The organism is Galbibacter orientalis DSM 19592, assembly GCF_000260115.1.
Taxonomy (GTDB): Bacteria; Bacteroidota; Bacteroidia; order Flavobacteriales; family Flavobacteriaceae; genus Galbibacter; species Galbibacter orientalis.
This window is the reverse complement of record NZ_JH651379.1, coordinates 3,096,581-3,119,763: the sequence shown is the minus strand read 5'-3', so window position 1 is coordinate 3,119,763 and position 23,183 is coordinate 3,096,581. Positions and strand designations below refer to the sequence as shown.

The window sequence follows — 23,183 nt, the reverse complement described above, 5'->3', positions numbered from 1 at the left end:
TATCTACTATTCTTTAACTTTTACTATTTGAGCCATTAGCTCTCCTTCCGTTGCAATTTTACCATTTACATAAGCATATCCTTGCATATGGCATATCCCTCTTCTAATAGGCGATATTAATTCCATTTTAAAGATAAGTGTGTCTCCTGGCTGTACTTGCTGTTTAAATTTAACATTATCCATTTTCATAAAGAAAGTTAGATAATTCTCTGGGTCTGGAACAGTATTTAAAACTAGAATCCCTCCTGTTTGCGCTAAAGCTTCTACTTGTAAAACTCCAGGCATAATAGGTGCTCCAGGAAAATGTCCCACAAAGAAAGGCTCGTTCATGGTTACATTTTTCATCCCAATTACATGTGTATCAGACATTTCCAAAATACGATCTACTAACAAAAAAGGAGGCCTATGTGGCAACATTTTCATTATCTGATTTACATCCATCAATGGAGGTTTACTAAGGTCGTATTTAGGAACTTTATTTCTTTTTTCTAATTTGATAATTTTAGATAGCTTTTTAGCAAACTGTGTATTAACAAAATGCCCTGGCTTATTAGCTATCACTTTACCTCTAATTCTCATCCCTACTAAAGCAAGATCTCCAATTACATCTAGTAATTTATGTCTCGCTGCTTCGTTAGGATGATTTAAAGTAAGGTTATCTAAAATTCCATTTGGTTTTACAGAAATAGAATCCTTATTAAATGCTGCTCTAAGCTTTTCCATTGTTTCATTAGACAATTCTTTGTCTACATATACAATAGCATTATTTAAATCTCCTCCTTTTATCAAGCCATGTTCTAAAAGCGTTTCTATTTCATGTAAAAAGCTAAACGTTCTAGAATCTGCTATTTCCTTTTCAAAATCAGAAATGTGCTTTAATGTAGCGTTTTGAGTTCCTAAAACTTTAGTTCCAAAATCTACCATTGCAGTTACTTGATATTCGTCAGAAGGAATAATTGTAATTTCACTTCCAGACTCTTCGTCTGTATATGAAATTACATCTGTAACTATAAACTCTTCTCTTTCTGCCTCTTGCTCAACAATACCTGCTGTTTTTAGCGCTTCGATAAAATACTTTGAAGAACCATCCATTATAGGCGGCTCAGGAGCATTTAACTCTATTAAAACATTATCGATTTCCAGTCCTACTAAAGCTGCTAAAACATGCTCTGAGGTTTGAATTTTAACTCCTCTTTTCTCAAGATTTGTCCCTCTTTGCGTATTTACCACATAATTAGCATCTGCCTCAATAACAGGTTGCCCTTCTAAATCTACACGTTTAAAAGCATATCCATGGTTCTCTGGAGCCGGTTTAAACGTCATAGTAACATTTTCTCCTGTATGCAATCCTACACCAGTTAAAGAAACCTCTTTAGCAATGGTTTTCTGTTTGATAACCTGATTACTCATTGTTATTTATCTTTTACTTTTTTTCTAGTTGATTAATTTTGTCTACAAGTTTTGGTAAATTCTTAAAGTGTACATACGACTTATTAAAATCTCCATAATTAAGCGCTGGCGAGCCTTGCAAAACTTCGTCATCCTTTACATTTCTTCCAATACCAGATTGTGCTTGGATTCTAACTCTATTTCCAATAGTAATATGTCCTACAATTCCTACTTGCCCACCAATCATACAATTCTTACCAATTTTGGTAGAACCTGCAATTCCAGTTTGTGCAGCAATTACAGTATTTTCTCCAATTTCAACATTATGTGCAATTTGCATTTGGTTGTCTAACTTAACTCCTCTTCTAATAATTGTAGATCCAAGTGTTGCTCTATCTATTGTAGTTCCTGCACCAACATCTACATAATCTTCAAGGATTACATTTCCTGTTTGTGGTACTTTTTGAAACTCTCCTTCTTCATTTGGAGAAAAACCAAAACCATCGGCACCAATTACACATCCGCTATGGATAACACAATTTCTTCCTATTTTAGATTCTGAATAAACTTTTGCCCCCGCAAAAATTACTACATTATCCGATATCTCTGTATTATCTCCAATATAAGCATTTGGATAAATCTTAACATTATTCCCTATCTTAACATTTTCTCCTATATAAGTAAATGCTCCTATATAAACTTCTTCTCCATAGGAAGAAGATGCTGCCATAAATATGGGTTGTTCAACGCCAGTTTTATTCAATTTAACTTGGTTATAATACTCTAGAAGCTTTGAAAACGACTTATATGCATCTTCAACCTTAATTAAAGTTGTATTTACATCATGATCTAAAACTAATGTTTTGTTCACTATCGTTATCGATGCTTCTGTTGAATATATATAATGAGTATACTTTGGATTTGCTAAAAAAGTTAGCGAACCATCAGTTCCTTCTTCTATTTTAGAAAGTTTAGACACTTCCACTTCTGGATTGCCTACTATTTCACCCTCTAAGATTCCTGCTATTTGAGTTGCTGTAAATTTCATTTCCACGCAAAAGTATAAAAAATTGTGCTTTTATTTTTTAGGATAGCACATGTAATATTTTGTAACTGGTTTTGACAAGGCTTTTATATTGAATTGATCGGAAGCTTTTGCTACATCAACAATTTTACCTGACTTCATTAAAATATGAATGTTTTGCTTGTCAATATAATAGGCTTGATTCTCAATTAATCCGTTAAAAACAAAGTATTTAGCCTCATTTTCCGTTACATTATATTTATTAATAAATTCATTTAAATGAGCTTGTACTCGCTCTTCTTTTATAGGTTTCTTTTTAATTTTAATCTTTAGAAGATCCCTTTCTAATAATATTTTACACAAATTAGAAAGCACAAAATCTTCATGAAATTGCCATTCTTTCATTGCCGATAAAATATCTATATCATCCAAACGTGAAAAAGTTTCTAATATTTGCTCGTTAAAATCTGTTTTACCTATTTCGTTATCCAAGAAAAACTCAAGCGCACTACTTGCATGTATTGTCTCCCCTTTTTTATGCAACTCTTTTACGCGCTGCAACACCTTAATAAGTAATTGTTCTGCGGCCAAACTTGTTTTATGCAAATACACTTGCCAATACATTAATCGGCGAGCTACTAAAAATTTTTCAATAGAGTAAATCCCTTTTTCTTCAACCACCAACTGGTCATCAACAACATTTAACATTGAAATGATTCGTTCGGAATTTATATTTCCTTCAGAAACTCCAGTATAAAAACTATCTCGTTTTAAATAATCAGCTCTATCCATATCTAATTGCCCAGAGATAAGCTGGTTCATAAACTTTCGCTCATATTCTCCTTTAAAAATCTTGATAGCTAGCGTTAAAGTTCCGTTAAACTCTTTATTTAAAGCCTCCATAAATTGAAGCGAAATATATTCGTGAGAAACTCCATTTACAATACTATGTTCCATTGCATGTGAAAACGGACCATGTCCAATATCATGCAATAAAATAGCACTCAGCAAAGCCTTTTCTTCTTCCTCAGAAATCTCAATCCCTTTAAAACGAAGCACTTGAATAGCTTTATGCATTAAATGCATACACCCAATAGCATGATGAAAACGGGTATGATGAGCTCCAGGATACACCAAATAAGAAAGTCCCATTTGAGAGATTCTGCGTAATCGTTGAAAATACTTATGCTCAATTAAATCGAAGATCTGTTCGTTCGGGATGGTAATAAATCCGTAAATTGGATCGTTGAATATTTTAAGCTTGTTTGCTGTGTTCAAACTGAATAAATTGTAAAATTACGTACAAATATACATCAATAGAATGAATGACATAAAGATACTTTGGGTAGATGATGAAATTGAACTCTTAAAACCACATATTCTCTTTCTTGAAAAGAAGAATTATACTGTTAACACGTGTCAAAGTGGAACGGAGGCTGTTGAGGAAGTCAAAGTAAACAATTTTGATATTGTTTTTTTAGATGAAAATATGCCAGGCCTCTCAGGCTTAGAAACTTTAAGCGAAATTAAAAGCTTAAAACCTACACTTCCTGTAGTAATGATTACCAAAAGTGAGGAAGAAAATATAATGGAAGAAGCCATTGGAGCTAAAATTGCCGACTATTTAATTAAGCCAGTTAATCCGAATCAAATTCTTTTAAGTCTTAAAAAAAATCTGGACCACTCTAGACTTATTTCAGAAAAAACAACTTCAAATTACCAACAAGAGTTCCGTAAAATAGCGATGGACTTAACTATGGTGAATTCTTACGAAGAATGGGCAGATTTATATCGAAAATTAATTTACTGGGAAATTGAACTTGAAGATATTGAAGATACTGGAATGACCGAGATTTTAGAATCTCAAAAGACAGAAGCTAATACTCAGTTTGGAAAATTTATAGAAAAAAACTACGCAAAATGGTTTAATGGGGAAGATGCTCCCGTTATGTCTCATACACTCTTTAAAGATTTAATTGCTAAAGAAATTAACAAAAAGCAACCTACACTTTTAGTAGTTATAGATAATTTGAGGTACGATCAATGGAAAACTTTTGAAGGTACTGTTACCAATTATTATAAAAAAATTACAGAAGCTCCCTATTTCAGCATTTTACCTACAGCAACTCAGTATGCTAGAAATGCTATTTTTTCGGGACTTATGCCTTCTGAAATGGAAAGACTTCATCCTAAGTTATGGAAAAATGATACTGAAGAAGGCGGCAAGAACCTACATGAAGCCGACTTTTTAGAAGCTCAAATTCGTAGGTTAGGGCTAGATATTAAATGGGAATATCATAAAATTTCCAGTTTAAAATTAGGAAAACAACTCGCTCAAAATTTTAAATCGCAAAAAAACAACGATTTAACCGTTGTAGTTTATAATTTTGTAGACATGCTTTCGCACTCTAAAACAGAGATGGAAGTTGTAAAGGAATTAGCTTCTAACGATAAAGCATACCGCTCTTTAACCCAAAGCTGGTTTAAAAACTCTCCTTTATTAGATATTATCCAACAAGCTCAGCAATTAGGATTTAAATTAATAATAACCACCGATCATGGAACTATAAATGTAAAAAATCCTTCTAAAGTAATTGGAGATAGAGACACCAGTTTGAATTTAAGATATAAAACTGGACGAAGTTTATCTTACAATGATAAAGAAGTTTATGGTGTAAGAAATCCGAAAGAAATTCATTTACCTACAATTAACATGAGTAGTTCCTTTATTTTTGCTAAAGAAGATTTATTCTTTGCGTACCCAAATAACTACAACCATTATGTAAGTTATTATAAAAACACTTACCAGCATGGGGGGATTTCATTAGAGGAAATTATTATCCCTTATGTAGTACTGAGTCCTAAATAGCAGCATTTGACATACTCTTTTTAATATCGTAATAATGCATTTATACTCATATTTGTAGAAAAACATATACCTAGGACTACATCAATTCTAATAAACTAACTCCATGTAAGTGTTAATTTTATGTGAAAAAAATAAAAAACTTGCATTTAATAGAGTTTTTTTTCTATTTTTGACCAAACCCTCAAAATTAGCAAAATGGCAAAAGCAATTGATAGAATTTTTTCTATTATCCAATCTCTTGGAATGAGCGCTAGACAATTTGACATGTCTATAGGCGCATCGAATGGTTACACTTTACGTATGAAAAAGAATAATGCTTCTGTAGGAAGTGATATTCTAGAAAGAATCGTAGAAAAGTATCCGTTTGTAAACATTAACTGGGTAGTTACTGGTCATGGTACTATGTTTGGAACCGATTCTAGTTCCGCAGAACAACATATGCCAGAAAAGAAACTCACCTATAAAGAGGTTGAAGCGATAATAGAGCAAAAGATTAAAGCGCATCAAGAAGATGAATTAAAGAACTTGATGGACAAGATTAAAACAGAAATAAGTACTGCTAAAAACGAAGCAAATTAGTTTTATTTTTTCTGTATTTAGAAAACAAAAAAACGTTCACTTCTATTGTGAACGTTTTTTTTGTAATAACTTTTGATGCAACACTTCTAATTCCTTCAAATAATCATCTGCTTTATAGGCACTTTTACTTTCCATAAGCCTAGCTAAATCAACTTTAATTTGATTATTTCCTTCTTCATCTTCTTGGTGAGCCAGAAAAGATATCACTTTAAAAGTTTTAACTTTAATTTTATTTTTAAGCTTTTCTACCTTAGTGAAGTTATTTATTTTAATGGAAAGAAAAATCAAAAATAACATTACAGGAAGTAGCAATGGAAGTGCTTGCATTATTTCATTTTCATTTATAAATCTCACTTTACATTAAAAGTTCCAATAATTTGATAACTAACAATAATAATAGGGATTAATAAAAAATATTTCCACCAATACCTACTCGTTAAAAACCAAATAGTTAAAGCTAAAAAGGAAGTTATTTTAAGCATTGTAAACCAAAGAAATATAGTAACGCTAGGGAATTCAAATGAACCCATTGTAGTAAATCCTAAGTCCCATGTCTTACCATCAGGCGCAAATACATGTAGCTTATCTAGTAACAACAAAGAAAGTATTAGTAAAAAAATTAAAACCCCTCCTATACTTTTCCCTTTAAGGCTTTTATCAAGTATATTTGATTGATTTTCTTCTTTATTAAAATTATCTTCAGAAATCAAAACTGCTTTTGCTACCAATTCTTTTAAATTGGTTATGTTTGATTTATATGCATCTTCATCAAAGCTATTTAATACACGTGTATAATGTTTTGAGTTTTTAAATTTATAACGGAGAACTTCTTCAGAATCAATAGCATCTAATGTTAATCTATTCCATAAAGGATAATTTATTTTTTTACTCACTAAATAAACTAAATAACTACATAGTAAAGTCAAAAAATAGATTGAAAATCTATGTGTTAAATCAGAACTCTCCACCTCAGAAAAAACAACAATAAAAAAATTATAAAAACTCATCATTAACACTATAAAAACAGCTATTTTCCACCAATACCTACATGTAATATACCACAAGGAAAGAAATAATGATTGAGACAAAAATAAAAGCACAAAAAAACAATACATCTGCACAGATTTATAATGTGTTGAATTGAATTGAAAAAAAGATGTTGTCCAAGTAGATGCGTCTGGAAACAATACATGAAGATAAGTCATAAATGAAGAACTAATAATTATAACCACAATCATCAGTTCATATAACAAAACTCTTTTTCTTTTTAAATGCAAAGGGATGATATTTATTTATCAAAAATAGTTAATATAACCCGTTGTGCATTTAGGCAATATTGATTTTTAGGTTATTGATATTTCTGTTGAATTCAAATATGTTTATATATTGAATGACCGTCATAGCCGTAATCTTAGATAATATTCTGTTTTTGAATCCCTCAAAAGATTTAGCATAATTCCTTCGAATCATAAATTGGTCGCAAAGTTGAGAAAACAATGTTTCAATACGCTTTCTGGATTTCTTAAAAACGTACGGCTGCTCCCTATAGTTATGCTGGTTTGTTCTCATAGGGGTTTCAAGTCTAATATTATGATATTCAAATAAATTCAATTGATATTCAGCCGACAAATACCCTTTATCACCAAGTAATATGCAATCACTTAATTGATGCTTTATATCCTTTAAATAATTAATATCGTGCACAGAGGCTGGACTAATATCCATACTTTCGATAACACCCTGAGCAGAACAGACAGCATGTAATTTATATCCATAATAATGGCTTGATTGACTTGCACAATATCCTTTTTCGGGCAGACTGTAGTTTTGTTCTTTACATATCTTACTTCTAGCGCTTCTTGATAATTTACAGACCTCTAACGGCATACTGTCAACAATATAACAATGCTCAGATTTATTCAACTTTCTCACTAATGCCTTGCGAAGTGATTCTCTAAAAGAAAACAACTTACGCTTTCTTCTATTGTAGACACTGCGCTCTATTTTGCTGGATAGACCAGCAGGTAACATTCGAAAAAGCTGGCATTCACTATCAACACTCATATATTCTGATGTTAAATCAATAGCTATAAGCTCTTTATCTCTTAATTTAGGTTTACGGATTTGATGTAAATAATCCATTTTACAATCCAATTCTTTTAAAACCTTGAGGATTTTGTCGTAATTTGCTTGAAAGTTGTGCATATAAATTATAGTGTGGTTACTACAATTTACTGCATTTTAGCAGTTTGCACAACTTTTTCTAAATGCACAACGGGTTTAATATATAATTCTAAATATAAGAAAGCATATAATAAAAGGATGTTTAAATTTGCTCAAAATTTAGGATAATGAAACAAAAAACTTATAACCTTCAAGATATTAATAAAGTAGCGCAAGAAATAATTAAAGAAGTTACTTCTAAAATCATTATTTTTAATGGAGAGATGGGAGCTGGAAAAACTACTTTAATAAAAAAAATAGTTGAACTATTAGGTAGCAATGACCATGTATCTAGTCCAACTTTTTCCTTAGTAAATGAGTATAAAAATAAAGAAGGCTCTATTTTTCATTTTGACTTATATAGAATTAATGACATAGAGGAAGCTTATCAAATTGGAATAGAAGATTACCTCTATAGTGGTTCTTGGTGCTTAATTGAATGGCCAGATAAAATTATAGATTTATTACCTGAAGAAGCGGCCATTATCGACATAAAAGTACTTTTTAACGAAGAAAGAGTTTTGATTATCAACTAAATCACTATCTTTAAACACTTCATATAGCCTCAGAACTAGTTGTATATTAAAAACTTACTAATGTACGACAAAGGTTTTTATTTTCCGTACCCAATTTTTTGGTAGGTTTGAACCATCAAATAACCAAAAAATATTCTATAATGTCTTTCAAAAAAATAACTTTCGTTCTAGCTTCAATTGCTATACTTTCTATTTCTTTAACTTCTTGCTCTAACGACAGCGTTGCAGACCAAGATAATCTTTACAATACACATGCTATTGACAAAGCTAAAATTGAAATGCCTACTAACGGTTAATCTATACTAAAAAGCACCCTAACCTTTAATAAACACTATTATGTCTTTCAAAAAAATAACTTTCACTATAGCTTCAATCGCTATACTTTCTATCTCTTTAACTTCTTGTTCTAATGATAACGTTGCAGACCAAGATAATCTTTACAATACACATGCTATTGACAAAGCTAAAATTGAAATGCCTACTAACGGTTAATCTATACTAAAAAATACCCTAACCTTTAAAAATACTATTATGTCTTTTAAAAAAACAACTTTTGCCATAGCTTCAATCGCTATACTTTCTATCTCTTTAACTTCTTGTTCTAATGATAACGTTGCAGACCAAGATAATCTTTACAATACACACGCTATTGATAAAGCAGAAATTGAGATGCCTACTAATGGTTAACCTCATCAAATAAATCCTCTTAATTGAGGTTATTATTTGTTTATTATTTTTGGATTCGCTTAATTTGTCTTAATGATCCAAATCTTAATAACCCGTGAAAAAAAATAAAAGTTCATATGAACTTGAAAAGAATAGAAAAACCAAAGCGTTAGCTTTAGGTTCTATAATGGCTTTTTTAATAGCTATTTCTCCTTATCTTTTTTATCTATATGAAAGTTTTCCACAAGAACAAGTTTGGGAAACTTTTTTTTTCACATTTAAAACCTCTCACTATTCTACATTATATGTAGCCGCATGGAATGTAATGAATAAGTTTGTTCCTTTGATGTTACTCATAATTTGGTTTTTTACCTGTAAGCATTGGTGGTATCATGTTATACTCATTCCTATTAGCATGTATATTTTTCAACTAGTTAGTTCTTTAAACGATGATATAAGATACATAGATGAGTTTGAGATATATTATATCATTCCTGTTATGATGATTGTAATTCCAATTGTATATCTTATTAGATTAAAACTATTCGATAAAGTAGTACACGGAATTGACTTAGATAAAATAGATAAAGAATTAAAAGAGTACCAAGACAAAGAAAGGGATCTCTATAATGAAACAAATTCCTAATAGACATAAAAAGTTTGACTACCTTTGAATTTTAAGCTATAAAAATGTCATATCCTAATACTCCATTTACCAAACAAGAGCTTATTCCTCAAGAGGAAACCCTAGAGTTATTAAAACAAAAAGGAGAATTATTTATTGGGATTCCTAAAGAAGTTTCCTATCAGGAAAATCGTGTTTGCTTAACTCCAGATGCTGTTAATGCATTAACCTCACATGGACATCGTGTAATAATAGAATCTAATGCAGGATTTGACGCTAATTATTCTGATAAAGAATATAGCGAAGCTGGAGCGGAAATTACTACCGATACAAAAAAAGTATTTTCATGCCCTATTATACTTAAAGTTGAGCCGCCTTCTTTAAAAGAATTAGAACTTATAAATCCGCAATCTATTCTTATTTCTGCGCTTCAAATTAAAACACGAAGTAAAAAATACTTTGAAACTCTAGCCAGTAAAAGAATAACTGCCCTAGCCTTTGAATTTATTAAAGATGATGATGGCAACTACCCTGCCGTAAGAGCTTTAAGTGAAATTGCTGGTACTGCCTCTGTACTTATTGCCGCAGAACTTATGACAAATGCAAATAGTGGTAACGGACTAATGTTTGGAAATATTACAGGAGTTCCTCCTGTTGATGTTGTAATTATTGGTGCCGGAACTGTAGGAGAATTTGCTGCTAGATCTGCTATTGGCTTAGGCGCAAGTGTAAAAGTATTTGACAATTCTATTACAAGATTACGTTGCATTCAAAACAACCTCGGTAGAATGCTTTATACCTCTACCCTACAACCAAAAAACTTACTAAAAGCTTTAAAACGCTGTGATGTACTTATAGGTGCGGTTAGAGGAATTGATAGATCTCCAGTAGTAGTCTCCGAAACTATGGTTGAAAACATGAAAAAAGGAGCTGTTATTATTGATGTAAGTATTGATATGGGAGGCTGTATAGAAACTAGTGAAGTAACCTCTCACGATAAACCAACTTTTATTAAACATGGAGTTATTCATTACTCCGTACCAAACATTCCAGCCAGATATGCCAGAACTGCCTCTGTTTCTCTAAGCAATATATTTACTCCTTATCTTTTAAAAATTGGAGAAGATGGCGGACTAGAACAATCGCTTAGATTTGATAGAGGCTTAAGAAACGGACTTTACTTTTACCACGGAATTTTAACTAGTAAATCGGTTGCAGAATGGTTTGACCTTTCCTACCGCGACATAAATCTTTTGATATTTTAACTATGCCATTAATAAAAAGAATCGGTTTTTATCTCATCGGTCTCTCTCTAGGATTAATTTTTCTTGCATACTTTTTTAAAGAAAAAAGAGCTGAATTTTGTTACTTGCCTAATTGCAGAACACTAAAAGCTATTAGAACTCAAGAAGAAATTAATTTTTCATCTAAAATTCAACAATTAATAGACAACAATACCATCTCTGAAGAGCAGATTGATTCTGTCTTAACATATGGAGAAGTTAATTTTTCAAAAAGCAATATTGACAGAGAGCAAACAAATTCTGAAGATAAATGCAGTACTTATTATATTGATGGGGAAATAAACAACGAGCCCGTAGAGCTCGTTGTTAAAAACTGCAAATTTGTTGCAGATATTTTAGATGTCAGTAAAAAAACTCATTAAAAAAATATTATAGTTTTCTACGTTTTCTTTCTGTTGAAAGTAGTGTTAGTTCCCTTGTAGTTTGTCCAGCAACAGAGGTGTTTTCTTCGGCTCTTCTTATAAGGTAAGGCATAACATCTCGAACTGGACCAAAAGGTAAATACTTGGCTACATTATATTCTCTATTTGCTAAATTATAGCTTATATGATCGCTCATTCCATATAACTGACCAAACCATACACGGTCATCGTTCTTTGCAATTCCCTTTTCTTCCATTATAGACAATACCAACAAGGTGCTCTCTTCGTTATGCGTTCCTAAAAACAACACCATACTATCTAAATTGTCCATCATATAATGTACAGCTTCATTAAAATTATCATCAGTAATTTTTTTAGAAGCACAAATAGGAGTTGAATATCCTTTCTCTTCCGCTCTATCATGCTCTTTTTCCATATAAGCACCACGAACAAACTTCATCCCTATAATAAAACCTTCTTTTTTAGCACGTTTATGTAGTTCTTTTAAATAATCAAGCCTATCCCAACGGTACAATTGAAGCGTATTATAAACTACAGCTCTTTCCTTATTATAGATACGCATCATCTCCTCTACAATAACATCGGCTGCAGTTTGCATCCAGCTTTCTTCTGCGTCAATTAAAAGAGAAACTCCCAATTCACTAGCTTTTTCGCAAACAGTATTAAATCTTTTTTTAACCCGATCCCATTCTTCCTCCTCTTCAGAAGTTAATGTTTCTCCTTCTCCAACCTTGACATACAAATCAAAACGCCCCATAGCAGTTGGTTTAAAAACCGCAAAAGGAATGGCTTGCTTTTCTTTTACAAAATCAATAAGCTTTAAGGTACGCGCAACAACAGCATCAAACTCTTCTTCTGTTTCTTTCCCCTCAACAGAGTAATCTAGAACAGAACATACTCCAGCTGTATGAATTGCATCTACAGTTTTCATACAATCCAACTCGCTCACACCTCCGCAAAAATGATCGAAAACAGTAGCTCTAATAAGTCCCTCTACTGGTAAATGCGCTTTAATAGCAAAATGAGTAACCGCTGTACCAATTCTCACCAAAGGTTGGTGTGCTATCATTTTAAATAAAAAGTAAGCTCTTTCAAGCTCAGAATCGCTTTTTAGCTTAAAAGCAATCTCTGTGTTATCAAAAAAATTCTTCATTCAATAAACCACTATAAATTTTTGCAAATATAGTGTTAGAAAAACTACATTTTTATATGAAAAACTCGTTATTTTGCTAGTAAGTAAAAATAAATTTCAATTTCAATGCTCAAATCCATATCTAGCAACGGTTGCCAAGTACATTTTAACGAAAAATCTTACGAAGAATTAAATAAACATCTAAACAATCAAGGGTATTCTAAGATTTTTATTTTAGTTGATGAAAATACGCATACCAATTGTTTGCCTGTTTTATTAGGTAAAATTGAGCAAGTTTATGATATAGAGATTATTGAAATAGGTGCTGGGGAAGCACACAAACAAATTGAAACCTGTACAGAAGTTTGGAAAATTATATCTGAATTAGGTGGCGACAGAAAATCGCTTCTCATTAATTTAGGAGGCGGTGTTGTAACCGATTTAGGAGGATTTGTAGGAGCAACTTATATGAGAGGAATTGATTTTTTAAATATCCCCACAACCCTACTTTCCATGGTAGATGCCTCGGTAGGCGGAAAAACGGGAGTAGATCTTGGCCCATTAAAAAATCAAGTAGGCGTTATTTTAAATCCGTTAATGGTTTTAATTGATACTGAATATTTAGCTACCCTTCCTCCAAATGAATTAAGAAGCGGATTAGCAGAGATGTTAAAACATGGCCTTATTTATGATGAAGCTTACTGGAATGAACTTAAAAACCTCGCCCAATTAACTACTAATGATTTGGATGAACTAATCCATCGGTCTGTTGTTATAAAGAATGAAGTAGTTACTGAAGATCCAAGAGAATATGGCTTAAGAAAAATCTTAAACTACGGACATACTTTAGGGCATGCTATAGAATCCTATTTCCTACAATCGGGTGACAAAACCACTTTATTACATGGGGAAGCAATTGCAATAGGAATGATTATGGAAACTTATTTATCTTCTGAATTATTAAACTTCCCTAAAGATAAGTTAGATGAAATCAAAGCTACCTTTTTAAATTACTTCGAGAAAGTCACCATTACAAATGAAGATATGGAAGCCATTATTGTATTGATGAAACACGACAAGAAAAATGCGCATGGAAATGTAAATTTTGTGTTGTTAGAAGATATCTCGAAACCTAAATTAGACATCACCTCAAATAAAGAACTATTAATCAATTCGTTAGAATACTATAAAAAATAATTTTTTTTCTTGGTTATTAAAAAAAAATAGTGACTTTTGTTTTTGTATTTTATAGAATTTAATGAGTGGTTTTTCAAACTCCGTGTGTGTAAATATCAGGAAGTCATATTTACACGTATCTCGTAGAACGAGGTCTCGGTTCTTAAATTTAACTTCCGAAGACATCATAAAAAAATCTGCCACAATTCCTGTGGCTTACCTCCCTGCCTATTTACGTATTTGAATAGAAATGCTATTTATAACATAAATTTAAAATTAAACAAATATCATTTTTATAATATTACAAAAAAGTAACTATGAAGACGAAGTATTTCGATCTTATAGATCAGACTTATTATTTTCCTCAAGAGGAATTTAAATTAGATAACGACCAATTAAAATTCCATGACATCGATTTGATGGGATTGGTAGAAAAATATGGTGCGCCATTAAAATTTACCTATTTACCTCAAATTTCTAACAATATAAAAAGAGCTCAATATTGGTTTAAAAATGCCATTGAAAAACAAGGGTATGAAGGAAATTACCACTATTGCTATTGTACAAAAAGCTCCCATTTTAGTCATGTTTTAAATGAAGCATTGAACAACGATATCCATATCGAAACTTCTTCAGCTTTTGACATTGACATCGTTAAAAGTTTAATTGCTAAAGGAAAGCTCTCTAAAGATAATTATGTAATCTGTAATGGATTTAAAAGAGATGAATACATTGAAAACATAGCAGAACTTATTAATGGTTCTCATAAAAAATGTATTCCAATAATAGATAATTACGAAGAATTAAACCTTTTAGATGAAGCCATCAACGAGCCTTTTAATGTAGGAATTAGAATTGCTTCTGAAGAAGAGCCTAAATTTGAGTTTTATACTAGCAGACTTGGTATTGGATATAAAAACATAGTTCCATTTTACAATCGTGAAATAAAAGACAATAAAAAAGTGAATTTAAAAATGCTTCACTTTTTTATCAATACTGGAATACGTGACACCGCGTACTATTGGAATGAGCTATTAAAATGTTTAAAAGTTTACATCCAATTACGCAAAATCTGCCCTACAGTTGATTCTTTAAATATTGGTGGTGGATTTCCTATAAAAAATTCATTAGCATTTGAATACGATTATGAGTACATGGTTAATGAAATCATTCATCAGATAAAAACAGCATGTACAGAGGCAGATGTTCCTGTACCCAATATTTTTACAGAATTTGGAAGTTTTACTGTTGGAGAAAGTGGTGGAGCCATTTATGAAGTTTTATACCAAAAGCAGCAGAACGACCGTGAGAAATGGAATATGATAAACTCATCTTTCATTACCACGCTGCCAGATAGTTGGGCTATTAGTAAGCGTTTTATTATGCTAGCTATTAATCGTTGGAACGATGAATATGAGCGTGTACTTTTAGGCGGACTTACATGTGATAGCGACGATTATTACAACTCCGAACAGAACATGAATGCCATTTATTTACCTAAATACAGTAAAGCAAAACCACTTTATATTGGTTTTTTTAATACTGGAGCCTACCAAGAAACTATTGGCGGCTTTGGAGGACTACAGCATTGTTTAATTCCTTCTCCAAAACATATTTTAATAGATAAAGACGACGAAGGAAACATTACAACTAAATTATTTTCTGAACAACAAACAGCAAACGACTTTTTAAAAATTTTAGGTTACAATGAGTAAGAAAAATTATGCCGGTATCCCGGAAAAATATGCATGTCTGGATGATGCTCAAGTAGTACTTATTCCAGTTCCATACGACGGTACAAGCACTTGGCAAAAAGGTGCAGATAAAGGCCCTGATGCTTTTTTAAATGCTTCAGAAAACATGGAGCTTTTTGACATAGAAACAAGAAGTGAGCCCTACAAAAAAGGGGTATACCTTGCTCCTGCTGTTACTGAAAATAGTTCCCCAGAAAAAATGGTGGAAACAGTTCATAAAATCACTAAAAACTATATAAAACAAGATAAGTTTGTTACTTTATTTGGTGGTGAGCATTCTATTTCTATCGGGTCAATTCGCGCTTTTAATGAGTGCTTTGACGATCTTACTGTTTTACAAATAGACGCGCATGCAGATTTAAGAGAAACATACGAAGGCTCTAAATGCAACCATGCTTGTGCTGTTTATGAAGCTAGTCAGGAAACAAAACTAATCCAAGTTGGAATCCGTAGTATGGATATTTCTGAAGTTGATAATATGATTGAAGACCAAACTTATTTTGCTGAGGATATTAGTATGAGCGATGAGTGGATGGACGATTCAATCCATCAAATGACAGAAAATGTTTTTATTACTATTGATTTAGATGCTTTCGACCCTTCTATTTTACCTTCAACTGGAACTCCAGAGCCAGGTGGATTATTATGGTATGAAACTTTAGATTATCTAAAAAAAGTTTTTAAAAAGAAAAATGTAGTTGGCTTTGATATTGTAGAGCTTTGTCCAAATGAAAATGAAAAATCTTCAGATTTTTTAGCTGCAAAGTTGTATTATAAAATGTTAGCTTATAAATTTAAGTACGCAAACTCAAAAAATCAAGACGACGATGACGAATAAAGGAGCAATTTCTAATTTTATAGAAAAATATTATTTACACTTTAATGCTGCTGCTTTAGTAGATGCTGCTAAAGGTTATGAAGCACAATTAGCAAACGGATCCAAAATGATGGTTACCCTTGCTGGTGCTATGAGCACAGGAGAACTAGGTAAGATTTTTGCTGAAATGATTCGTCAAGATAAAGTGCAAATAATTTCTTGTACTGGAGCAAATCTCGAAGAAGATATTATGAATTTGGTAGCACACTCTCATTATAAAAGAGTTCCAAACTACCGAGATCTAACTCCACAAGAAGAATGGGATTTACTAGAAAAAGGTCTTAATAGAGTTACCGATACTTGTATCCCTGAAGAAGAAGCCTTTAGAAGACTACAAAAGCATATTCATAAAATCTGGAAAGATGCAGAAGCTAAAGGAGAACGCTATTTTCCTCATGAGTATATGTATAAAATGTTACTTTCTGGGGTTTTAGAAGAATATTACGAAATAGACTTAAAAGACTCTTGGATGTATGCCGCAGCAGAAAAGAATTTACCTATTGTTGTTCCTGGATGGGAAGACAGTACTATGGGTAATATTTTTGCTTCCTATGTAATGAAAGGGGAATTACAAGCCTCTACCGTAAAAAGCGGAATTGAATACATGGAGTATTTAGCAGATTGGTATATTAAAAATTCAGATAATGGTGTTGGATTCTTCCAAATTGGTGGAGGTATTGCAGGAGATTTCCCTATCTGTGTGGTTCCGATGTTATACCAAGACATGGAAATGGAAGACACTCCTTTTTGGAGTTATTTCTGTCAGATTTCAGACTCTACCACCAGTTATGGGTCGTATTCTGGAGCTGTTCCAAATGAAAAAATCACTTGGGGTAAACTAGATATCGATACTCCAAAATTTATTATAGAATCTGATGCTACCATTGTAGCTCCACTAATTTTTTCGTATTTACTAGATATGTAACCTAAACGATTTAAAAACTTACATAATTATCAACAATATGAAACGCGTAATTGTAGATTACAAAAAATTGACTAACGAAATCCTATCGATGCTCGTAGAAAAATATCCTGACGGATATGGTGATGATGATATCATTAAATTTAAAAATGCGAGTAATGAAACTGTAGAAGCTGTAGAAGTTAGAACTGAAGACACCGTTTACTTAGTAAAAGTAAGTACTCGTTTGGCAAATACTATGGAAAAATTTGAAGATGATGATGACGATGATTTTTCTGATGACGAGACATTAGGAGCCGATAATCTAGAAATTCCAGACGATCAAGAAGAGGATGAAGAATAACAAACCTCTATAATAACTAGAGAATTATAAATAACTTAAGAGGCTGTCTAAAAAGTGATTCATAGTTGTAAAACTAAGCTTGTCGAAGTTTTTAACAACTAATGCTAAAAAAATCCTTCGACAAGCTCAGGATAACATTTAGAGTTTTATTACTTTTTAGACAGCCTCTTATGCTTTAAATCCATTAATATCTGGATAAAAATAAAAGATCACTTTGCTCTATAAGACTAAAGAAAAAAGATTAAAGATTAAAGATTAAAGATTAAATGTAAACTAACACTATCCCTTTAAGCATGTTGCCGTTCATGTTTCCCTTCTTTAATCTCCTCAATAAGTTTTTTATTAAATGCAGGTAAATCATCTGGTGTTCTGCTAGTTACTAGCGCTTCATCTACCACTACTTCTTTATCAACCCATTTTGCACCTGCATTTTCTAGGTCTCTTTTAATAGATTTATAAGAAGTTAATGTTCTTCCTGCTACTACATCTGCATTTATTAAACTCCAAGGCCCATGGCAAATAGCTGCCACTGGCTTGTGCTGCTTAAAAAAATCTCTTATAAAAGTTAATGCTTTTTCATTAGTACGTAAATTATCTGGATTGATTACTCCTCCAGGAAGTACCAATGCATTATAATTTTCGGCTAATCCATCTTCTACCGTTAGCGTTACGTTAAAAGATTCTCCCCAATTTCCATCTTTCCAAGATTTAATAGCTCCAGGTTTTAAACTCACAATATGAGCTTCCCAACCTTCGTTTTCTATAGCTTCTTTTGGTGATGTTAATTCAGATTCTTCGAATCCATCGGTTGCTAAGATTGCTATCTTTTTCATAATATTTACTTTTTTATGGTTCTCAGATAAAGTAACCATAATCTTACACGATCTCTGTTAGTGAAAACTTAAATCTATGTTAGTAAAAGCATAAACATATGAATATTGATTGCTTATATATTTTCATGAGGTAAAAAGAAAAGCAGTATCAAGGAAACAATGTGGTAATTGTAAGTAAGGTTTTATTTTCATATAAATTACACTACACAAATTCCGCTTTAATGAAGAAAATAAATAAACTAACTTAGGATAGACTTTCTAACATTCAAATCTTGATAATCGAGTAAAAAATTAAATATGGAAAATAAAAAGTTAATGGATTATCATCGTTTCCTAGACGAAGCTGGAGACACTACTTTTTATGGTAAAGGGAAGAAAAATATTATTGGAGAAAATGGTGTCTCCTTTGTATTCATTCTTGGAATGGTAAAAGTTATAGATCCATTGGATAAAGTTAGAGATAAAATAGTAGCGCTACAGACTAAAATTACTAATGATAAGTTTTATCATGTTCCCAGTGTATTAAAAAAAATAAATAAATCAGGTTACTATTTACATGCAACTGATGATATACCAGAAGTTCGAAAGGAAATGTTTGATTTAATAAAAACCATTAACTGTAATTTTGAAGCAGTTGTAGGAAGAAAAAGTATTGAAAGGTATGAAACAAAACATAAAGGAAAAGAAGAGTATTTCTATGCTGATTTACTATCACTCTTCTAAAAAATAAACTATCAAAACACGATAAATTAGTTATACACATTTCTGAACGTGGAAAAAGTACAAAAAATCATAATTTAGAATTAGCGTTTCTTATGGCAAAACAAAGATTTGCTAAGATAAACGAAAATAAAAACACTAAAACAGAAATTGTATTTAATGTGAATTATCCCACTAAAGATCCCTTATTAAATTTAGCAGACTATTTTTGCTGGACAATTCAAAGAGTTTTTGAAAGAGGCGAAATTAGATATTATAATTTTATAAAAGAACAAATAAAATTGGTAATTGACTTGTATGATGCTGAAAAATATGAAAATTGCAAAAACTATTACAATAATAATGACAACCCACTATCTTCAGAAAATAAAATAAGCCCACTAAAACACTAATTCCAAATTAAATTTAAAATAACGACTTGGAGTCGACTTTCGTGTTTTGCAGACTTAACTATTACAAATATACAGAATATTTATGAGTTCATATAAATTACACTACACATATTCCGCTTTAATGAAGAAAATAAATAAACTAACATAAATCAACCCACAAAGTCTTTAACTGGAATAAATTTACTTCAGTTTAATGAAAAAAGCATAGACAAACTCAGGATAGACTTTGAGAGATTAAACCTCTATAAAGGATTTAACATCATATTTATTTTAACATGTATATATTGTGAATTTTTTTGCATAATATTGTAAGCATCACAAAATATCCGAATGAACTTAAGCATCAACTTTAACCAACCTAAAAAAAATAAAAATACCATTAAAACTAACCCTTGTTAATGTTGAGCCTTCTTAAAAAACACCTTTTCTTTCTAGCCTTTCTCTGCATAAACATAATGTGGAGTCAACACAGTCAAAAAATAAAGGCAAGCTTAAATGCTGATGAACATCTTGTTAAAATTCAGCAAGAAATAACATACAACAACACTTCCAAAGACACGTTAAATTCTATTTTTTTATACGATTGGAACAATGCATATGCCAATAAAAGCACCGCATTAGCTACTAGATTTGCTGAAGAATTTAATAAAAGTTTACACTTAGCAAAAGAAGAAACTAGGGGAAATACAGAAATATTAACTCTAAGCGATAAGAACTTTAATTATCTAAATTGGGAACGTACAGAAGGGGACGACATTATAAAAGTGCAACTAAAGTTTCCCATATACCCTGGACAGCAATATACCCTAAACCTTTCTTATGTTGTAAAATTGCCTAGCGCAGAATACACAGGATATGGGTATACCGATATAAACAATTACAATCTTAGGTATTGGTATTTAACTCCAGCTATTTATGATACGCAGTGGCGAGAATACCACAATAAAAATTTAAACGATTTAAATACGCGTAATAACGAGATAGAAGTTGCCTTTAAATATCCAAACTCCTATAAACTTATAACAGATTTCAACACTACAAATAGCGAGCAGAACGACTCCACTACTACAAGCTATTTGCAAGGAACAAATAGAGGCGATTTAAAACTATATCTTCTAAAAGAACATACCTATTCGATATTTAAAAATGATAAATTAGAGCTCATTACCAATATTGAAAGTAAAGATTTAAATAAAATTACAAAGGCCAACTCTGCCGAACGTGTAATTAACTTTATAGATAGTACCCTTGGCCATTATCCACATAAAAAACTATTAATTACAGAGCAAGATTATAAAAAGAATCCACTTTATGGAATTAATCAGCTTCCTTCATTTTTAAGACCTTTTTCAGAAGAGTTTCAATATGAATTAAAGCTTTTAAAAACGAGTCTTCATGAGTATTTAAACAATAGTATATATCTAGACAATAGAAAAGAAAACTGGATAAAAGATGGGATTGAAACCTATTTATTAATGAAATATGTTGATGCGTTTTATAAAGACACTAAAATGCTTGGGAAGCTATCTAAAGTATGGGGACTCCGTTCTTACCATTTGGCGCAAATGACATTTAACGACCAATACCCATACCTATATATGTTGATGGCACGCACCTACTCCGACCAACCATTAACAACTTCGAGAGATTCTCTCATAAAATTTAATGAGAGAATTGCAAATAGGTATAAATCGGGGGTTGGTTTAGCCTATCTAAATAGCTATTTAGGAGATGGTTTTATTGACAAGAAAATAAAGGAATATTACACTGAAAATACAACTAAGAATTCTACTTCTGAAGATTTTGAATCGCTTTTAAAAACAGATGCACCTAAAAATATTGATTGGTATTTCTCTACTTATGTGGCTACCGATAAGAAGATAGATTATAAAATTAAGAATTTCAAAAAAACAGAAGATTCACTTCTCGTTACCTTAAAAAACAAAAGAAAAACCAATACTCCCATTACACTATTTGGTATTGACCGAAACGATTCTATTTTGTTTAAAAAATGGTATCCTGATGTTGAAAAAACCAAAACGGTTGCTGTTCCTCGAAAAGATGTAAAAAGATTAGTTTTAAACTACGATCGTGTGATTCCAGAATTTAATGAACGCGACAATTGGAAGTCTGTTAACGGATTTTTCTCCACTAATAGAAAACTAAAATTTAAATTTTTTAAAGATACCGAAGATCCTTATTACAATCAGATTTTTTATGTACCTGTACTACGTTTTAATATTTATGATGGTATCACACCTGGAATGAGATTATACAACAAAACTTTTTTAACAAAACCATTTGTTTATGATTTACAACCCTCTTATGCTTTTGGTGAAAATGCTATAGTAGGGTCTGGTTCTTTGCGATTACGAAAGTATGTAAACCACGATAATATGTATTTAATTGATGCGTATTTAGCAGGTTCCTCTTTTCATTATGCTGATGGATTGCGTTATAGCACCATCACACCATCTGTTACTTTTAGATTCCGAAATGACGATTTACGCTCTAATGAACGTGAATTATTTAATATGCGTTATGTAAATGTAATTCGAGATAATTCTCCTACCATCGACACCGATCCAGATTACAGTGTTTTTAATGCCCGTTATGCCTATGGCAATAATGGAATTATAAACTACAAGTCTTGGTTTGTAGACTTACAAGTGGCTAGTGAATTCTCTAAAATTTCATTTAATTGGGAATATAGAAAGTTATTCCAAAGCAACCGCCAGCTTAACATTCGATTTTTTGCAGGAAAGTTTATTTATAACGAAACAAATTCAGACTTTTTCAGTTTTGCATTAGACCGTCCTACCGATTATTTATTTGATTATGATTATTTAGGACGTTCCGAAGAAAGCGGAATTTTTAGTCAGCAATTAATTGTTGCGGAAGGGGGATTCAAATCTAAACTCCCAAATCCTTATGCTAACGACTGGATTGTAACCTCCAATGCCAGTTTTAATATTTGGCGTTGGATAGAACTCTATGGAGATGTGGGAATGATTCGCAATCAAAATGAAGATGCCCGTTTTGTGTATGATTCTGGAATCCGTTTAAATTTAGTAACCGATTATTTTGAGCTCTACTTCCCTGTTTATTCTAACAACGGTTGGGAAATTGCACAACCTCAGTATGACGAAAAAATAAGGTTTATTGTTACATTAAGTCCTAAAACTCTCATTGGACTTTTTACCAGAAAGTGGTTTTAACAAAACTATTCTTAATAAAACTTACAATTTATTTCTAGCGTAGAGGTAAAACAGTATTGCACAAAATATCCTAAAACATTAAAAATAACGCATTAAAACACCCCTGAAATAACATTTTATTGAATATAATTCATTATTAACATTTTAAATTGAATAATATTCATTTTATCGCATGATTTTTTAATTGCAAAGTCCATTCTTTTTGGCTACTTTTGCTA

At 31.5% G+C, this 23,183-nt stretch carries 24 protein-coding genes; 16 read left to right on the top strand and 8 right to left on the bottom strand.

All coding sequences use genetic code 11. The features are described from left to right. Positions 1–6: 6 nt before the first annotated feature. The 3 genes from JOOMADRAFT_RS13705 to JOOMADRAFT_RS13695 are packed head-to-tail and all read right to left on the bottom strand — an operon-like array spanning position 7 to position 3,691. Positions 7–1,410, bottom strand: coding sequence for a bifunctional UDP-3-O-[3-hydroxymyristoyl] N-acetylglucosamine deacetylase/3-hydroxyacyl-ACP dehydratase (locus tag JOOMADRAFT_RS13705; protein ID WP_008614374.1), 1,404 nt, complete (start codon positions 1,408–1,410; stop codon positions 7–9). Between the two features lie 13 nt (positions 1,411–1,423). Further along, positions 1,424–2,437, bottom strand: a complete 1,014-nt coding sequence (gene lpxD / locus JOOMADRAFT_RS13700; RefSeq protein WP_008614372.1) for a UDP-3-O-(3-hydroxymyristoyl)glucosamine N-acyltransferase — start codon at positions 2,435–2,437, stop codon at positions 1,424–1,426. A 30-nt stretch (positions 2,438–2,467) separates the two neighbouring features. After that, positions 2,468–3,691, bottom strand: a complete 1,224-nt coding sequence (locus JOOMADRAFT_RS13695) for an HD domain-containing protein (RefSeq protein ID WP_008614370.1) — start codon at positions 3,689–3,691, stop codon at positions 2,468–2,470. Between the two features lie 43 nt (positions 3,692–3,734). Between JOOMADRAFT_RS13695 and porX the strand changes: the two genes are divergently transcribed. Both porX and JOOMADRAFT_RS13685 read left to right on the top strand, forming a co-directional pair. Beyond that, the gene (porX, locus tag JOOMADRAFT_RS13690) at positions 3,735–5,282 is read left to right on the top strand and encodes a T9SS response regulator signal transducer PorX (RefSeq protein WP_008614368.1); all 1,548 of its coding nucleotides are present in this window, start codon (positions 3,735–3,737) and stop codon (positions 5,280–5,282) included. Between the two features lie 195 nt (positions 5,283–5,477). Then, the gene (locus tag JOOMADRAFT_RS13685; RefSeq protein ID WP_008614366.1) at positions 5,478–5,861 is read left to right on the top strand and encodes a hypothetical protein; all 384 of its coding nucleotides are present in this window, start codon (positions 5,478–5,480) and stop codon (positions 5,859–5,861) included. A gap of 42 nt (positions 5,862–5,903) precedes the next feature. Here the strand turns inward: JOOMADRAFT_RS13685 and JOOMADRAFT_RS13680 are convergent, their stop codons facing one another. From JOOMADRAFT_RS13680 to JOOMADRAFT_RS13670, 3 genes are all read right to left on the bottom strand, one after another. After that, positions 5,904–6,188 (bottom strand): hypothetical protein, encoded by a 285-nt coding sequence (locus JOOMADRAFT_RS13680; protein ID WP_008614364.1) that lies wholly within the window; start codon positions 6,186–6,188, stop codon positions 5,904–5,906. 23 nt (positions 6,189–6,211) lie between these two features. Then, positions 6,212–7,066, bottom strand: a complete 855-nt coding sequence (locus JOOMADRAFT_RS19730) for a hypothetical protein (protein WP_157136687.1) — start codon at positions 7,064–7,066, stop codon at positions 6,212–6,214. A 121-nt stretch (positions 7,067–7,187) separates the two neighbouring features. Continuing rightward, positions 7,188–8,066, bottom strand: coding sequence for an IS982 family transposase (locus JOOMADRAFT_RS13670; RefSeq protein ID WP_008610872.1), 879 nt, complete (start codon positions 8,064–8,066; stop codon positions 7,188–7,190). A 146-nt stretch (positions 8,067–8,212) separates the two neighbouring features. On the opposite strand from JOOMADRAFT_RS13670, the gene tsaE reads away from it, so the two are divergent. The 6 genes from tsaE to JOOMADRAFT_RS13650 all read left to right on the top strand — a co-directional run bounded on the left by tsaE (position 8,213) and on the right by JOOMADRAFT_RS13650 (position 11,577). Continuing rightward, positions 8,213–8,620: a tRNA (adenosine(37)-N6)-threonylcarbamoyltransferase complex ATPase subunit type 1 TsaE gene (gene tsaE / locus JOOMADRAFT_RS13665; RefSeq protein ID WP_008614360.1), complete on the top strand. Its 408-nt coding sequence runs from the start codon at positions 8,213–8,215 to the stop codon at positions 8,618–8,620. Between the two features lie 140 nt (positions 8,621–8,760). Beyond that, positions 8,761–8,916 carry a hypothetical protein gene (locus JOOMADRAFT_RS20185; protein ID WP_008614358.1) on the top strand — a complete coding sequence of 52 codons (156 nt, stop codon included), beginning with the start codon at positions 8,761–8,763 and terminating at the stop codon, positions 8,914–8,916. 235 nt (positions 8,917–9,151) lie between these two features. After that, positions 9,152–9,307, top strand: a complete 156-nt coding sequence (locus tag JOOMADRAFT_RS20340) for a hypothetical protein (protein ID WP_008614354.1) — start codon at positions 9,152–9,154, stop codon at positions 9,305–9,307. A gap of 94 nt (positions 9,308–9,401) precedes the next feature. Continuing rightward, positions 9,402–9,932: a hypothetical protein gene (locus JOOMADRAFT_RS13660; RefSeq protein ID WP_008614353.1), complete on the top strand. Its 531-nt coding sequence runs from the start codon at positions 9,402–9,404 to the stop codon at positions 9,930–9,932. A 44-nt stretch (positions 9,933–9,976) separates the two neighbouring features. After that, on the top strand, positions 9,977–11,176 hold the full coding sequence (locus JOOMADRAFT_RS13655; protein WP_008614351.1) for an alanine dehydrogenase: 1,200 nt from the start codon (positions 9,977–9,979) through the stop codon (positions 11,174–11,176). Between the two features lie 2 nt (positions 11,177–11,178). Then, positions 11,179–11,577 carry a DUF4258 domain-containing protein gene (locus tag JOOMADRAFT_RS13650; RefSeq protein WP_008614349.1) on the top strand — a complete coding sequence of 133 codons (399 nt, stop codon included), beginning with the start codon at positions 11,179–11,181 and terminating at the stop codon, positions 11,575–11,577. 7 nt (positions 11,578–11,584) lie between these two features. Here the strand turns inward: JOOMADRAFT_RS13650 and JOOMADRAFT_RS13645 are convergent, their stop codons facing one another. Then, positions 11,585–12,751: a proline dehydrogenase family protein gene (locus tag JOOMADRAFT_RS13645; protein WP_008614346.1), complete on the bottom strand. Its 1,167-nt coding sequence runs from the start codon at positions 12,749–12,751 to the stop codon at positions 11,585–11,587. A gap of 105 nt (positions 12,752–12,856) precedes the next feature. On the opposite strand from JOOMADRAFT_RS13645, the gene aroB reads away from it, so the two are divergent. The 5 genes from aroB (at position 12,857) to JOOMADRAFT_RS13615 (ending at position 17,802) form a co-directional block, all read left to right on the top strand. Continuing rightward, entirely contained in the window at positions 12,857–13,927 is a 1,071-nt protein-coding gene (gene aroB / locus JOOMADRAFT_RS13640) for a 3-dehydroquinate synthase (RefSeq protein WP_008614344.1), read from the top strand. 296 nt (positions 13,928–14,223) lie between these two features. After that, complete coding sequence (locus JOOMADRAFT_RS13630) at positions 14,224–15,621, top strand: arginine decarboxylase (protein WP_008614342.1); 1,398 nt, start codon at positions 14,224–14,226, stop codon at positions 15,619–15,621. After that, on the top strand, positions 15,614–16,498 hold the full coding sequence (gene speB / locus JOOMADRAFT_RS13625) for an agmatinase (protein WP_008614339.1): 885 nt from the start codon (positions 15,614–15,616) through the stop codon (positions 16,496–16,498). The genes JOOMADRAFT_RS13630 and speB overlap by 8 nt, the downstream gene beginning before the upstream one ends. Continuing rightward, entirely contained in the window at positions 16,488–17,462 is a 975-nt protein-coding gene (locus JOOMADRAFT_RS13620) for a deoxyhypusine synthase family protein (RefSeq protein ID WP_008614337.1), read from the top strand. The genes speB and JOOMADRAFT_RS13620 overlap by 11 nt, the downstream gene beginning before the upstream one ends. Positions 17,463–17,499: 37 nt before the next feature. Next, on the top strand, positions 17,500–17,802 hold the full coding sequence (locus tag JOOMADRAFT_RS13615) for a hypothetical protein (RefSeq protein WP_008614336.1): 303 nt from the start codon (positions 17,500–17,502) through the stop codon (positions 17,800–17,802). 287 nt (positions 17,803–18,089) lie between these two features. On the opposite strand, the gene JOOMADRAFT_RS13610 is transcribed toward JOOMADRAFT_RS13615, so the two are convergent. Beyond that, a complete protein-coding gene (locus JOOMADRAFT_RS13610) occupies positions 18,090–18,635 on the bottom strand; it encodes a type 1 glutamine amidotransferase domain-containing protein (protein ID WP_050989721.1) in 546 nt (181 codons plus the stop codon). Between the two features lie 297 nt (positions 18,636–18,932). Between JOOMADRAFT_RS13610 and JOOMADRAFT_RS13605 the strand changes: the two genes are divergently transcribed. The 3 genes from JOOMADRAFT_RS13605 (at position 18,933) to JOOMADRAFT_RS13595 (ending at position 22,965) form a co-directional block, all read left to right on the top strand. Continuing rightward, on the top strand, positions 18,933–19,358 hold the full coding sequence (locus tag JOOMADRAFT_RS13605) for a hypothetical protein (RefSeq protein WP_008614334.1): 426 nt from the start codon (positions 18,933–18,935) through the stop codon (positions 19,356–19,358). Between the two features lie 92 nt (positions 19,359–19,450). After that, positions 19,451–19,747 carry a hypothetical protein gene (locus JOOMADRAFT_RS13600; protein WP_008614333.1) on the top strand — a complete coding sequence of 99 codons (297 nt, stop codon included), beginning with the start codon at positions 19,451–19,453 and terminating at the stop codon, positions 19,745–19,747. Positions 19,748–20,202: 455 nt separating this feature from the next. Further along, on the top strand, positions 20,203–22,965 hold the full coding sequence (locus tag JOOMADRAFT_RS13595) for a gluzincin family metallopeptidase (RefSeq protein WP_008614332.1): 2,763 nt from the start codon (positions 20,203–20,205) through the stop codon (positions 22,963–22,965). Positions 22,966–23,183 lie beyond the last annotated feature (218 nt).